Below are 13,516 nucleotides of genomic sequence, written 5' to 3'. Positions count from 1 at the left end.
GGCCCTGGCCGAACCGTCCCGGTCAGCCGGTGTAGAAGGCGTCCAGCTCGTCCTTGTACTTCGCCGTGACCGCACGCCGCTTGAGCTTCATGCTCGGTGTCAGGTCCCCGTCCTCGATCGACAGGTCGTGGTCGAGGATGTGGAACTGCTTGACCTGCTCGTGCCGCGCGAGCTGCTGGTTGAGCTGGTCCACGTGGCGCTGCACCATCTCCCGGGCGGCCGTGGAGGTGACGATCTGGGCGTAGCTGTCCCCCGCCATGCCGTTCTTGGCAGCCCAGGCGGTGATGGCGTCGTGGTCGAGCGTGATGAGCGCGGACACGAAGTTGCGGCCGTCCCCCTCGACGATGAGCTGGCTGGCGTAGGGGCAGATGCCCTTGAACAGGGACTCGATGCGCGAGGGCGCGACGTACTTGCCGCCGGAGGTCTTGAACAGGTCCTTCTTGCGGTCGGTGATGCGGACGTAGCCGTCCTCGTCGATCTCGGCGATGTCACCCGTGGCGAGCCAGCCGTCCTGCAGCGCCTCCGCCGTGGCCTCGTCGTTCTGGTGGTAGCCGGTCATGACACCGGGGCCGCGCATGAGCAGCTCCCCGTCCTCGGCGATCTGCACCTCGGTCCCCGGCAGCGGCCACCCCACGGTGCCGATCTTGTTGACCCCGGGGCGCGGACGGTTGACGATCGAGGCGGCGCTGGACTCGGTGAGACCGTAGCCCTCGATGATCGTCAGCCCCATCGCGTCGAACCACCGGGCGATGTCGTGGTTGAGCGCGGCGGAGCCGGAGATGAAGAACCGGATCCGCCCGCCGAAGCGCTCCCGGATCTTGGACAGCACGAGCTTGTCGGCGACCGCGTGCTTGGCCTTGAGCAGACCGGCCGGCTCACCGCCGGAGGCACGGATCTCGGCCACCTCCTGGCCCACCCCGGAGGCCCAGGTGAAGAGCTTCTGCTTCACCCCGCCCTCGTCGGCCATCATGGTGGTGATGCGGCCGTAGGCCTTCTCGAAGATGCGCGGGGCGGCGCCCATGAAGGTCGGCCGGACGACGGCGAGGTTCGCCACGATCTGGTCCACCCGGCCGTCCACGGCCGTCGGGAAGCCCATCTGCAGGGGCAGGACGAGGAGGCACTTGCCGAAGACGTGGGCCAGCGGGAGCCAGAGGTACTGGAGGTCGTCCGGCCCGAGCAGGTGGACGGCGTCCACCCCGGCGCCCTCGTAGGTCCAGGCGGAGTGCGGCAGCCGGACGCCCTTGGGCCGCCCCGTGGTGCCGGAGGTGTAGATGATCGTCGCGAGGTGGTCCGGGGTGAGCGCGTCGATGCGCGCGTCGACCACCCCCGGCTCGGACTCGAGCCGACGCCGCCCGAGCTCCTCCAGCTCGGCCAGCGTGATGATGTCGCCACCGTCGCCCGACCCGTCGATGACGACGATCTTGAGCACGGCACCGAGCTCGGCCCGGTGCTCGAGCACCTTGGCCACCTGCTCGTCGTCCTCGGCCACGACCACCCGGCTGCCGGAGTCGGTGATGATGAAGGCGACGTCCTGGGACAGGGTGGTCGGATAGATCGTCGTCGTGGCCGCCCCGGCGCACATCACCGCCAGGTCGACCAGGACCCACTCGATGCGGGTCGAGCACGACAGGGCCACCCGCTCCTCCGGCTGCACCCCGAGCTCGACCAGACCGGCGGCGAGGGCGTAGGCACGCTCCCCGGCCTGGGACCAGCTCAGGGTCGGCCACGCATCCCCGTCGGGGTAGAGGAAGGCGTCGGCGTCCGGCGTGGCGGCGACCCGGTCCCGGAAGAGGTGCCCGACGCTCGGGACACGGTTCTCGATCAGGGCGAGATCTGGCTGCTCATCGATGAGACGGGCCACGGCAACTCCTCAAGTCGTATGGTCCTGCGGATGCTCATCTTGGCAGGTTCGACCGGGGCCGCCAAGACGGGCGCGCCGCCCGGTCCCGTCCGCTGGCGCAGGCCAGGAGCCCCAGCGCCACCCAGCAGGCCAGCATCGAGGACCCCCCGTAGGACAGGAACGGCAGGGGCAGCCCGGTGACCGGCATGAGCCCGAGGTTCATCCCGATGTTCTCGAAGATCTGGAAACCGAACCACGACGAGACGCCGACCGCGAGCAGGCGCCCGAAGGGGTCCTCGCAGCGCAGCGCGACCACCAGCCCCCGGACGACGAGGAATCCCAGCAAGACCAGCAGGCCGACCGCACCCACGAAGCCCAGCTCCTCCCCGGCCACGGTGAAGATGAAGTCGGTGTACTGGAAGGGGATGAACCCACCCTGCGTCTGGGACCCCTCGCCCAGGCCGGTTCCCGACCACCCTCCGGAGCCGATCGCCAGCCGGGCCTGCCGCGTCTGGTAGCCGATGCCCTCGGGGTCCAGACCCGGGTCGCGGAAGGCCAGCAGACGGTCCACCTGGTAGGGGTCCAGCAGCGGGATCCGGATGGCCGCGACGACCGCCGCGCACACCGCCGCAGCGGCGGCCGCGCTCCACCGCCACGAGGCACCGGAGGTCGCGACCACGACCAGGGTGAGGACACCCAGGACGAGGCCGCTGCCCAGGTCGGGCTGCAGCATGATGAGACCGATCGGCACGGCCGCCAACACCCAGGCCGGGAGCACCTCCCGCCACCCCGGTCGACGGTAGGGGTCGCGACCCTCGGCCAGGATCATCGCCAGCCCGACGACCAGACCGATCTTGGCGAGCTCGGCGGGCTGCAGGGAGAAGCCACCGGGCAGGAACAGCCAGGACCGTGACCCGTTGACCGTCTGCCCGACCGGCGTGAGGACCAGCACGAGGCCGGACAGTCCCGCGAGGTAGACCCAGGGTGCCGCGGCGCGCAGCCAGCGCACGTCCAGCGCGACGACCGCGAGGCCCACGACGACCCCGACGACCGTGTTGACCAGGTGACGCACCGCCAGGGACGTCCCGGCCCACTCGTGGGTCGCCGACCAGATGAGGACGGCACCCACGAGGCTCAGCCCGAGTCCGGCCACGAACGGGGCCCAGTCCGTGCGGAGGTAGCGCTCCCGCACGGAGGGGTCAGTCCCCCGCGAGCAGGGCGCGGCTCCGGTCCACGTCGTGCGCCATCTGCTCGGTGAGCTCTTCCACGGAGCCGAACCGGACGTTGCCGCGGAGGCGGGCCAGGAAGTCGACGCAGACGAGCTCGCCGTAGAGGTCGAGGTCGGTGCGGTCCAGCACGTAGGCCTCGACCGTGCGCTCCTCGACGTCGTCGAAGGTGGGGTTGGTCCCGACGGAGATCGCTGCCGGCAGTCGGCGGTCAGGGTCGTCGGCGTCGGCGGAGGGTCGCCCCAGCCACCCCGCGTAGACGCCGTCGGCCGGCACCATGCCGACCCGGTCGGGGCCCAGGTTGGCCGTGGGGTAACCGAGCTGCCGGCCGCGGTGGTGGCCGTGCACCACGGTGCCGGAGACCCGGTGGAGGCGGTCGGTGATCTGGGCCGCCAGGGCCATGTCCCCGTCGGCGATGGCCTGACGCAGCGCGGTCGAGGACCACGTGCGCCGGCCGTCCGCCAGGGCGCCGGCCGTGTGCTGCACGACCACCTCGAACCCGTGCACCTCGCCCAGCTGACGCATGGTGGCGACGTCCCCGGAGTTGTGCAGCCCGAACCTCGTGTCCTGGCCGACCACGACCACCTCGGCCCGCAGCCCGTCGACGAAGGTCTCGACGACGAAGTCCTCCGGCAGGAGCCGGGCGTACTCCCGGGTGAACTCGATGACGACCACCCCGTCGAGGCCCGCCTCCTCCAGCAGCTGCAGACGGTGCTCCAGCCCGACGATCTCCCGGGGCGCCCGCTCCGGGTGCAGCACCGCGACCGGGTGCGGGTCGAAGGTGACGGCGACCGCCGGGACGCCACGCTCCCGCGCCAGGTCGGTGACGGTGCGCAGCACCGCCTGGTGGCCGAGGTGGACGCCGTCGAAGTTGCCGAGGGTCGCCACCGTCGGGCCGAGGTCGTCGGGAAGGTCCTCCACGCTGGTCCAGCGATGCACGGGCGTCACTCTAACCGGACCCGGCGGGGGCCAGGACCACGTGCGCCCGCGCCTCGTCGCGCGACTCGTCGAGCACCGCGACCAGGCGCCCGTCGGGGGCGAACGCCGCCACCGGTTCGCTGCGTCCGGGCTGCTCGGAGGGTATGCGGCGACCGTGCCCGAGGGCTCTCGCCTCGGCGTCGTCGAGCAACCGGGCGGTGAGCGTGGCCCGGGCGGCGTCGGCCAGCGGGACGAGCTGCCGGGCCGCCGCTCCGTCGGCGGCCAACGCCTCGAGCGCACTGGCGGCCTCGACCCCCAGCCCACCCACCCGGGTCCGTCGCAGGGCGGTGAGGTGGCCGCCGACCCCGAGGGCGGCACCCAGGTCGCGGGCGAGGGCTCGGACATAGGTCCCCGAGGAGACCTCGACCTCGACGTCCAGGTCCACCGTCGGGCCCTCCCACCGGACGTGCCGCACCTCGAAGCGGGCGACCCGGACCGGCCGGGCGGCCAGCTGCACGTCCTCGCCGGCGCGCACCCGGGCGTAGGAGCGCTCCCCCCGGACCTTGATGGCGCTGACGGCGCTGGGGACCTGCTGGAGATCCCCCGTGAGGTTCCGCACGGCGGCGGCGATCTGTCCCTCGGACAGCTCCGTCACGTCCGCAGTGGAGACCACCTCGCCCTCGGCGTCGTCGGTGAGGGTGGCCTGCCCCAGCCGCACGGTGGCGGTGTAGGCCTTGTCGCTCCCCACGAGGAAGGTCAGCAGCTTGGTGCCCCGACCCACCCCCAGGACGAGCACCCCGGTGGCCATCGGGTCGAGCGTGCCGGCGTGACCGACCTTGCGGGTCCCGCACAGCCGGCGGGCCCGGGCGACGACGTCGTGGCTGGTCCACCCGGAGGGCTTGTCCACGACGAGGAGGCCGTCACCTACGAAGGGCGCCCGCGGTGCAGGGCTCATGCGCCGGAGGACCCCTGGTCCTCCTCTGCGGTCCGCGGCTTGCGGTAGGGGTCTTCCTCGCCGGCGTAGCCCGACGCCCGACGCCCGGCGGCGAGCTCGGCGTCGCGCCGCGCCACCTCCTGGAGCAGCTCGTCCATGTGCTGGGCGTCCTCGGGCAACGCGTCGAGGATGAACTCCAGGGTCGGCGTGAGGCGGATGCCCAGCCCCTTGCCGACGAAGCTGCGCAGCCGGCCGCGGTAGGTCTGGAGGATCTCCGCCGCCACCTCCCGGTCCTCGTCGCTGCCCAGGACCGTGTAGAAGACGCTGGCGTGCTGCAGATCGCCGGTGACCCGCACGTCGGTGACCGTCACGAAGCCGACCCTCTCGTCCTTGACCACCTGGGAGAGTCCCTGGGTCACCAGCTGCTTGGTCCGCTCGGCGATGCGCCGTGCGCGTGCCTGGTCTGCCATCTCGTCCTCCTCGGGCTGTCGGGCCTCCCCCGCGGCAGGGTGGGGCCGGCCCATCCTACGGACCTGGTCGTGCCGAGCGACGAGGCCGGTCCTGCGCCCTGGGGCGTGGGACCGGCCTCGTCGTCCGTCAGGTCACCTCAGCTGCGCGGGATCTCCCGCATCTCGTAGGTGGTGATGAGGTCGTCCGCCTGCAGGTCGTTGAACGACCCCAGGTTGACACCGCACTCGAAGCCCTCGCGGACCTCGGTGACGTCGTCCTTGAACCGCCGCAGGCCGGCGATCTGCAGGTTCTCGGTGATGACGACCCCGTTGCGGGTGATGCGGGCCTTGGCACCGCGGCGCATCTCGCCACTGCGCACGAGACAGCCCGCCACGTTGCCGAACTTGGAGCTGCGGAAGATCTCGCGGACCTCCGCCGTCCCGGTCTCGACCTCTTCGTACTCGGGCTTGAGCATCCCCTTGAGGGCGTTCTCGATGTCCTCGATGGCCTGGTAGATCACCGAGTAGTAGCGGATCTCCACGCCTTCCTTGTCGGCGTAGTCGGCGTTCTGACCCTCCGCCCGGACGTTGAAGCCGAGGATGACCGCGTCGGAGGCGACCGCGAGGTTGATGTTGTTCATCGTGATCGCGCCGACCCCTCGGTCGATGATGCGCAGGTCGACCTCGTCGCCGACGTCGATCTGCAGCAGCGCGTCCTCCAGGGCCTCCACGGACCCTGACACGTCACCCTTGAGGATGAGGTTGAGGGTCTCGACCTTGCCCTGCGCGAGGGCCTGGTTGAGGTCCTCGAGGCTGATCCGCTTGCGGGACTTCGCCAGCGCGGCCTGTCGGTCGGCGGCCTCGCGCTTCTCGGCGATCTGCCGGGCGGTGCGGTCGTCGGGTGCCACCAAGAAGGTGTCGCCCGCCCGCGCCACGGTGTCCATCCCGAGCACCTGCACCGGACGTGACGGGGTGGCCTCGTCGACGTTGGTGCCGTGCTCGTCGAGCAGGGCACGTACCCGACCGTGGCTGCCGCCGGAGACGATCGCGTCGCCGACCCGCAGGGTGCCCTGCTGGACGAGGACGGTCGCAACCGCGCCGCGGCCCTTGTCCAGGTTGGCCTCGATCGCCACACCGCGCGCGTCCTTGTCGGGGTTGGCCCGCAGGTCCAGCGCGGCGTCGGCGGTGAGCAGCACGGCATCGAGCAGCTGGTCGATGTTGAGCTGGTTCTTGGCCGACACGTCGACGAACATCGTCTCGCCGCCGTACTCCTCGGCGATGAGGTTGTACTCGGTCAGCTGACCGCGCACCTTGGCCGCGTCCGCACCGTCGACGTCGATCTTGTTGACGGCGACCACGATCGGCACATCCGCCGCCTGCGCGTGGTTCAGCGCCTCGATCGTCTGCGGCATCACGCCGTCGTCGGCAGCGACGACGAGGATCGCGATGTCGGTCACCTTGGCACCACGGGCACGCATGGCGGTGAACGCCTCGTGACCCGGGGTGTCGATGAAGGTGATCGCGCGCTCCTGACCGTCGTGCTCGGTGTGCACCTGGTACGCGCCGATGTGCTGAGTGATGCCACCCGCCTCGTCGGCGCCCACGTCGGCCTGCCGGATGGCGTCCAGCAGCCGGGTCTTGCCGTGGTCCACGTGACCCATGACCGTGACGACCGGGGGGCGGGCCTCGAGGTCCTCGTCGGACTCGGCGTCCGCCTCGGCATCGAGGTCGATGTTGAAGGAGCTGAACAGCTCGCGCTCCTCCTCCTCCGGCGACACCACACGGATGGTGTAGTCGAGCTCGGCGCCGAGCACCCCGAAGGTGTCCTCGTCGAGCGACTGGGTCGCGGTCGCCATCTCTCCCAGGTGGAAGAGGACGGTCACCAGCGACGCGGGGTCGACGTTGATCTTGTCGGCGAAGTCGGTCAGCGAGGCACCACGGCGCACCGTGATGGTCGCGCCGTTGCCGCGGGGCACGTTGACGCCGCCGATGGCGGGCGCCTGCATCTGCTCGAACTCGGCGCGCTTGGCCCGCTTCGACTTGCGACCGCGGACCTTCCCGCCACCTCGACCGAAGGCACCCGCCGTGCCGCCGCGGCCGCGGGGACCGCCACCACGTCCCCCACCGGGGCCACGGAAACCTCCCGCAGCACCGGGGCCACCGGGTCCGCCCCCACCGGGGCGGCCACGGCCACCGCCGCGCGCAGGACGCTCACCGGGACGGGGCACCGCGGCCTGGGCCGGCATCATGCCCGGGTTCGGACGGGGGCCGCCGGGACGAGGACCGGCGGCACCGCTGCCCTGGCGTGCGGCCGGGCGTTCGGAGCCTCGGCTACCACCGGGTCGGGGCATGCCCTGGCTGGTGGCGAACGGGTTGTTGCCCGGCCGCGGCGAGCCGCCGCGATCGCCCTGACCACCGCGGCGGTCGCGGGACTGGCCCATCCCCTGGTTGGAGCTGAAGGGGTTGTTGCCCGGCCGCGGGCCCGGCTTGGCGCCGGGTCGCGGGGTCTTGGGCGCAGCCTTGGCGGCCGGCGCCTGCGGGGTGGGCGCCTGCGGCGTCGGGGTCTGGCTCCCGGGCGCGGGCTCCGCGGCGGGCTTCTGCGGGGCGGGCTGCGCCGGTGCAGGCTGCTCCGGAGCGGCCGGCTCGTTCGGGCGCGGCGCCGGCGTGGCCTCGGGGGCCGCCGGCGTCGGGGCGTCCGCCTTCTCCTTCTCGGCGGCCGGGGCCGGGCTCGCGCTGCGCGCCGGGCCCGGCTTGGGGGCGGCAGATCCCGACCGCTTCGCGGCCGGTGCCTGGTCCGACCCAGAGGTCGTGGACCCGGATCCCGCGGGCGGGTTCTCCCGGATCTTGCGTACGACGGGGGGCTCGATGGTCGACGACGCCGACCTCACGAACTCTCCCTGGTCCTTCAGGTGGGCGAGCAGCTCTTTGCTCTCGACCCCGAGCTCCTTGGCGAGCTCGTAAACCCTGAGCTTTGGCACGGTGTGGTGTCTCCTTGGTGTTGGCGCCACGACCGAACCCGCTCGGGGAGGTCGCGACTACTGCTGGTGGGTGCTCATCGCTGAGTACTCATCGGGTGCTCATCAGCGTCAATCCCGCTTCCGGTGTCCTCGATGACAGGCCGTAGCCCGCCCGTGGTACGTCTCGCCGGACCGGTCGGTCCGGCGAGGTCCTTCATCCGTGCTGCTCCGCCGAGTGCCGCAGCACCTCCGCGAGATCGACCGTCACCGGCGCCGAGAGGCGCAGCGCACGGACGACGGCGCGGCGAGCCACGGCCGACTCGACACACCCGGTGCGCCGGTGCACGTAGGCACCCCGCCCCGGGAGACGTCGGCGTTCGTCCGGGACGACCGTCCACGATCCGGCCTCGTCCCGACGAGCCACCAGCCGCAGCAGCGCGGCTTGTTCGTCCCGTCGCCGACACCCCACGCAGGTGCGCACAGGCGAGCCTGCCCGCACCGGGAGGTCAACTCCGGTCCGACCCTTCACTCTACACGCTGGCGTCGGGCGACGTGGCCGCTGCCCCGTGCTCGACCTGCTCCTCGGTGTCGGCCCGGATGTCGATCTTCCAGCCGGTCAGCCGGTTGGCGAGGCGGGCGTTCTGGCCCTCGCGGCCGATGGCCAGCGACAGCTGGTAGTCGGGGACCACCACCCGCACCTGCTTGGTGCGGGTGTCGACCACGGCCGCCGAGGTCACCCGCGCGGGCGACAGCGCCGCCGCCACGAAGGACGCCGGGTCGTCGTCGTAGTCGACGATGTCGATCTTCTCGCCCTGCAGCTCGGCCATCACGGCCCGCACCCGCTGACCCATGGGGCCGATGCAGGCGCCCTTGGCGTTGACCCCCGGCACCGGTGAGTGGACCGCGATCTTGGTGCGGTGGCCGGCCTCGCGGGCGATGGCCTCGATCTGCACGGTGCCGTCGGCGATCTCGGGCACCTCCAGGGCGAAGAGCCGGCGCACGAGGTTGGGGTGGGTCCGCGACAGCATGACGTGCGGCCCGCGCATCCCTCGCTTGGCACTCACGACGTAGCAGCGCAGCCGCTGCCCGTGCGCGTAGCTCTCCCCCGGCACCTGCTCGGAGACCGGCAGCTCGCCCTCGATCGTCCCGAAGTCCACGAGCACGCGGCGCGGGTCGTTGGACTGCTGGATGACGCCGGAGACGATGTCTCCCTCGCGTCCACGGAAGTCCCCGAGGATCGCGTCGTCCTCGAGGTCCCGCATGCGCTGGGTGATGACCTGCCGGGCGGTGGAGGCGGCGACCCTCCCGAAACCTTCGGGGGTGTCGTCGTACTCCGGCCCGGGCTCGCCCCGCGTGCCGTCCTCCAGCACGGGCGGGTCCTCGCGGGCCCAGACGGTGACGTGGCCACTGCTCCGGTCGAGCTCGACGCGGGCGTGCCGGGCATGTCCCTCGATGCGCTGGTAGGCGGAGAGCAGAGCCTGCTCGATCGCCTCGGCGATGACGTCCATGGGGATCTCGCGCTCGCGCTCGAGCAAGCGGAGCGCGGCCATGTCGATGTCCATCATGCGTCCTTTCCGTCGGGGCGGGTGAACTCGATCTGGACCTGGGCCCGCGTCACCTCGGACAGCGGCACCAGGTGGTCCTCCCCCTCCAGCCGCAGCTCCGAGGGCCCGGCGGCGAGCAGCCGCGAGGTCGTCGAGCTGCCGTCGGTGCGCACCACGGTGAGCAGCCGCCCCACGTTGCGCCGGAAGTCCGCGGGGGTGGTGAGCGCGCGGTCGGTGCCCGCCGAGCTCACCTCGAGGGTGTAGGCACGCTCGCCCATGACCGCGCACCCGTCCAGGGCGGAGGAGACCGTCGTCGTGGCCTCGGACACCTCGTCGAGGCTCAGCGGCTCGACCGGGGACGTGATGTCCTCGGCGGGGATGGTGGACACGTCACGGGCGAGCAGGACGCGGACCAGCCGTCGCCGGCCGGCTTCCTGCACCCTGACGTCGTCGACCACCACGCCCAGGCCGGCGTGCTGCAGGGCCTCGGAGGTGTGCTGCGTGATCGTCGCGGCGGCGGCGCGGGCGTCCATGCGGTGCTCCTCGTCTTCTGCTGTCGGCGGGCCGGGCACGCACAGGTGCCCGCGGCGTACGGCCCCGGGGTGGACAGCCTACCGTCTGCGAGGATGGCGCCCATGCCCCCTGCCGCCACCTCCCGCCGCACCCTCCTGCGCGTGGGAGCCGGCGTCGCGACGGGGGCCGTGCTCACCGGATGCAGCGGCGAGCGACTGCGTACGCCGTGGTCCCCCGACCCCTCGACCGACGCGCAGGAGGGTCGCGCGACCCCGGACCTGCCCCTGCTCGAGGACGCCCGGCACCGGGTCGCCGGATACCGCGACCTGCTGGCGGGCACCCGCCCGACCGGGCAGGGCCGGCAGCTGGCGCGCACCCTCGACGACGTGTGGACCACTCAGGAGGAACGCCTCGACCTGGTCCTGCGGGCACTCGGCGGCAGCGGGGTGCCGGGCGGTGCGGACGTCGCGGCGGCGACCACCTCCCCGGGGGACGACGCCGCGGTCACCTCGGCCGGCCCGACGGAGCTCATCGAGGTCGGGCGCAGGGTGCGGGAGGACCTGGCCGCCATGCTCGAGGGTGTCGCGACCTCCACCTCGGTGCACCGTCCCATGCTGCTGTCGCTCGCGGCCCAGCACCTCGCGAGCGCAGATCGTCTGGGGGCCGGCACGGACTGGCCCCCGCTGGTCGGACCGACCGGGACCGCGGCGGTCCCCGTCCTGGCCCGCACCCGTCCCGCCGTCTTCGCGCTGGAGGTGGTCACGGCGCGCTCCGGCGGCGAGGAGCGGGAGCGCTACGAGGACGTGCTGGCCCCGCTGCGCTCGGTCACCCGCTCCCTCGTCACGCTGGCCGGGGACGCCGCCCCGGTGCCACCGCTGGGCTACGACCTCCCCGAGCCGCTCGCCGACGGCGAGCAGCGGCTCGCGCTCGCGCGGGCCGTGGTGCAGGACGTCGGACCGGCGGTGCTGTCCGTCGCCGACCGTGCCGGGTCGGACGTGCAACAGGTGGAGTCCTACCTGCGGCTCGTCCTGCAGGCCGGCCTCTGGGCGGACCGGCTGGGTGTCCCCGAGCAGGCCTTCCCGGGCATGAGCCTGCCCTGAACCTCACCGCCCGGCGAGGCAGACTGGGGGCATGCCGAACCGTCTCGCCAGCAGCACCTCGCCCTACCTCCTGCAGCACGCGGACAACCCGGTGGACTGGTGGGAGTGGGGCGAGGACGCCTTCGAGCAGGCCCGGCACCGCGGGGTGCCCGTCCTGCTGTCCGTGGGGTATGCCGCCTGCCACTGGTGCCACGTCATGGCGCACGAGTCCTTCGAGGACGAGGAGGTGGCCCAGGTCCTGCGCGAGGGCTACGTGGCGGTCAAGGTGGACCGGGAGGAGCGGCCGGACGTCGACGCCGCCTACATGAGCGCGACCACCGCGCTCACCGGGCACGGCGGGTGGCCCATGACCTGTCTGCTCACCCCCGCCGGCGAGCCGTTCTGGGCGGGGACCTACCTGCCGAAGCACGACCTGCTCCGGCTGCTGCGCGCCGCCGCCCGGCAGTGGTCCTCGGAGCGGGATCGCCTCGAGCAGGGGGCCGGGGAGGTGGCCGCGCGGCTGCGGGAGGCCTCCGCGCGGTCCGGCGCTGCGGAGGGCGGGGGCACCGTCGACCTCGAGGGCGCGGTGGCCTCCCTGGCCAGCGAGTACGACCCCCAGTGGGGCGGGTTCGGCGGCGCGCCGAAGTTCCCGCCGTCCATGGTCCTGGCGTTCCTCCTGCGCCACCACGCCCGCACCGGCGACGAGCACGCCCTGACGATGGTGCGGAGCACCTGCGAGCACCTGGCCCGGTCCGGCACCTACGACCAGGTCGGCGGCGGGTTCGCGAGGTATGCCGTGGACCGCGCCTGGGTGGTCCCCCACTTCGAGAAGATGCTCTACGACAACGCTCTGCTGCTGGGGGTCTACACCGATCTGGCCCGCACCGACGAGACCTCACGACCCTGGGCGGAACGGGTCGTCCGGGAGACGGTCGAGTGGCTGGTCCGCGAGCTCTGGACCGAGCAGGAGGCCTTCGCCAGCTCGCTGGACGCCGACACCCAGGGGGTGGAGGGGGCGACCTACACCTGGACCCGGGCAGAGCTCGCGGCCGTCCTGGGACCCGAGGACGGCGAGGCGGCCGCGGACCTGCTCGGGGTCACCGGGGCCGGCACCTTCGAGGACGGCCGATCCACGCTGCAGCTGCGCTCCGACCCCGACGACCGCGCCTGGTTCGACGGGGTCCGGCAGCGCCTGGACGTCGCCCGCAGCCTGCGACCCCAGCCGGGGCGGGACGACAAGGTCGTGACCGCCTGGAACGGGCTCCTGGTGGGTGCGCTGGCGCACGCCGGCTGGGTGTTCGGGGAGGAGGACTGGGTCGACCTCGCCGCGCGCTGCGCCCGCTTCCTCCTGGACGTCCACGTCGTCGACGGGCGCCTGCGACGCAGCTCGCGGGACGGCGTCGTCGGCCGTTCCCTGGGCGTGGCCGAGGACGTCGGCGCCCTCGCCGACGGCCTCCTGGCCCTGCACCGGGCGACCGGGGACGCGCGGTGGCTCGCCGAGGCCGACCACCTCCTCGACCGCGCCCTCGACCTCTTCGGCGAGCCGGACGGGGGCTTCGCGGCCACGGGGCGCGACGGCGAGCAGCTCTTCCTCGCCCCGTCATCCACCGGCGACAACGCCGAGCCCGGGGGGCTGTCCGCCCTCACCGTCGCGCTCGTGCGGGCCGGGGCGCAGGGCTCCCGCGCGGACCGGCTGGACCGCGCCCGTCGGGCCCTCGCACGGGTGGCGGCCACTGCGCAGCAGGCGCCACGCTTCGCCGGGTGGTCCCTGGTGGCGGCCGAGGAGCTGGCCGCCGGTCCGGTGACGGTGCACCTGGGGGCGCGACCGGGCGCCGACCTGGCGCGGGCCGCCGGGCGCACCCCGGCGGGCATCCTCGTCGTGTGCCCCACGACCGGTGGTGGCGACCCCGCCGAGGAGGTCGGCCCGGGGCTGGCGCTGGTCTGCCGAGGGACGGTCTGCGGTCTGCCCTCCGCCGACCCCGCCGACCTCCCCTGACGACGCTGCCGCGCCCGGGAGGCCTTCCGGCCAGGGAGGCCTCCGTCTGCGAGCATGGGG

Annotated in this window: 11 protein-coding genes; 2 read left to right on the top strand and 9 right to left on the bottom strand. The window is 73.1% G+C overall.

Translation table 11 applies throughout. The features are described 5' to 3' along the window. Window positions 1–22 precede the first annotated feature (22 nt). The 9 genes from Q0795_RS06425 to Q0795_RS06385 all read right to left on the bottom strand — a co-directional run bounded on the left by Q0795_RS06425 (window position 23) and on the right by Q0795_RS06385 (window position 10,401). The gene (locus Q0795_RS06425) at window positions 23–1,861 is read right to left on the bottom strand and encodes a long-chain fatty acid--CoA ligase (protein WP_298888055.1); all 1,839 of its coding nucleotides are present in this window, start codon (window positions 1,859–1,861) and stop codon (window positions 23–25) included. A 34-nt stretch (window positions 1,862–1,895) separates the two neighbouring features. Further along, window positions 1,896–3,032 (bottom strand): rod shape-determining protein RodA, encoded by a 1,137-nt coding sequence (rodA, locus tag Q0795_RS06420; RefSeq protein WP_298888053.1) that lies wholly within the window; start codon window positions 3,030–3,032, stop codon window positions 1,896–1,898. A 7-nt stretch (window positions 3,033–3,039) separates the two neighbouring features. Further along, on the bottom strand, window positions 3,040–4,005 hold the full coding sequence (locus Q0795_RS06415) for a bifunctional riboflavin kinase/FAD synthetase (RefSeq protein ID WP_298888051.1): 966 nt from the start codon (window positions 4,003–4,005) through the stop codon (window positions 3,040–3,042). Between the two features lie 10 nt (window positions 4,006–4,015). Further along, a complete protein-coding gene (truB, locus tag Q0795_RS06410) occupies window positions 4,016–4,939 on the bottom strand; it encodes a tRNA pseudouridine(55) synthase TruB (RefSeq protein ID WP_298888049.1) in 924 nt (307 codons plus the stop codon). After that, complete coding sequence (gene rbfA, locus Q0795_RS06405) at window positions 4,936–5,388, bottom strand: 30S ribosome-binding factor RbfA (RefSeq protein ID WP_298888047.1); 453 nt, start codon at window positions 5,386–5,388, stop codon at window positions 4,936–4,938. The genes truB and rbfA overlap by 4 nt, the downstream gene beginning before the upstream one ends. 137 nt (window positions 5,389–5,525) lie before the next feature. Further along, window positions 5,526–8,345: a translation initiation factor IF-2 gene (infB, locus tag Q0795_RS06400; RefSeq protein WP_298888045.1), complete on the bottom strand. Its 2,820-nt coding sequence runs from the start codon at window positions 8,343–8,345 to the stop codon at window positions 5,526–5,528. Window positions 8,346–8,538: 193 nt separating this feature from the next. Then, window positions 8,539–8,805 (bottom strand): YlxR family protein, encoded by a 267-nt coding sequence (locus tag Q0795_RS06395; RefSeq protein ID WP_298888043.1) that lies wholly within the window; start codon window positions 8,803–8,805, stop codon window positions 8,539–8,541. 49 nt (window positions 8,806–8,854) lie between these two features. Beyond that, complete coding sequence (gene nusA / locus Q0795_RS06390) at window positions 8,855–9,886, bottom strand: transcription termination factor NusA (protein ID WP_298888283.1); 1,032 nt, start codon at window positions 9,884–9,886, stop codon at window positions 8,855–8,857. Next, entirely contained in the window at window positions 9,886–10,401 is a 516-nt protein-coding gene (locus Q0795_RS06385; protein ID WP_298888041.1) for a ribosome maturation factor RimP, read from the bottom strand. Before Q0795_RS06385 ends, nusA begins: the two co-directional genes overlap by 1 nt. Window positions 10,402–10,503: 102 nt before the next feature. Between Q0795_RS06385 and Q0795_RS06380 the strand changes: the two genes are divergently transcribed. Both Q0795_RS06380 and Q0795_RS06375 read left to right on the top strand, forming a co-directional pair. Continuing rightward, window positions 10,504–11,481, top strand: a complete 978-nt coding sequence (locus tag Q0795_RS06380) for a DUF4439 domain-containing protein (protein WP_298888039.1) — start codon at window positions 10,504–10,506, stop codon at window positions 11,479–11,481. Window positions 11,482–11,512: 31 nt separating this feature from the next. Then, a complete protein-coding gene (locus Q0795_RS06375; RefSeq protein WP_298888038.1) occupies window positions 11,513–13,456 on the top strand; it encodes a thioredoxin domain-containing protein in 1,944 nt (647 codons plus the stop codon). Window positions 13,457–13,516 lie beyond the last annotated feature (60 nt).

Source organism: uncultured Serinicoccus sp. (assembly GCF_947487915.1).
Taxonomy (GTDB): domain Bacteria; phylum Actinomycetota; class Actinomycetes; order Actinomycetales; family Dermatophilaceae; genus Ornithinicoccus.
The sequence above is the reverse complement of the archived record's forward strand: the minus strand, read 5'-3'. Positions and strand labels throughout refer to the sequence as shown.

Coding starts and splice junctions, on each gene's coding strand:
- Q0795_RS06380 (WP_298888039.1), top strand. CDS start 10,504: ATGCCCCCTGCCGCCACCTCCCGCCGCACCCTCCTGCGCGTGGGAGCC.
- nusA (WP_298888283.1), bottom strand. CDS start 9,886: ATGGACATCGACATGGCCGCGCTCCGCTTGCTCGAGCGCGAGCGCGAG.
- Q0795_RS06385 (WP_298888041.1), bottom strand. CDS start 10,401: ATGGACGCCCGCGCCGCCGCCGCGACGATCACGCAGCACACCTCCGAG.
- Q0795_RS06375 (WP_298888038.1), top strand. CDS start 11,513: ATGCCGAACCGTCTCGCCAGCAGCACCTCGCCCTACCTCCTGCAGCAC.
- truB (WP_298888049.1), bottom strand. CDS start 4,939: ATGAGCCCTGCACCGCGGGCGCCCTTCGTAGGTGACGGCCTCCTCGTC.
- rbfA (WP_298888047.1), bottom strand. CDS start 5,388: ATGGCAGACCAGGCACGCGCACGGCGCATCGCCGAGCGGACCAAGCAG.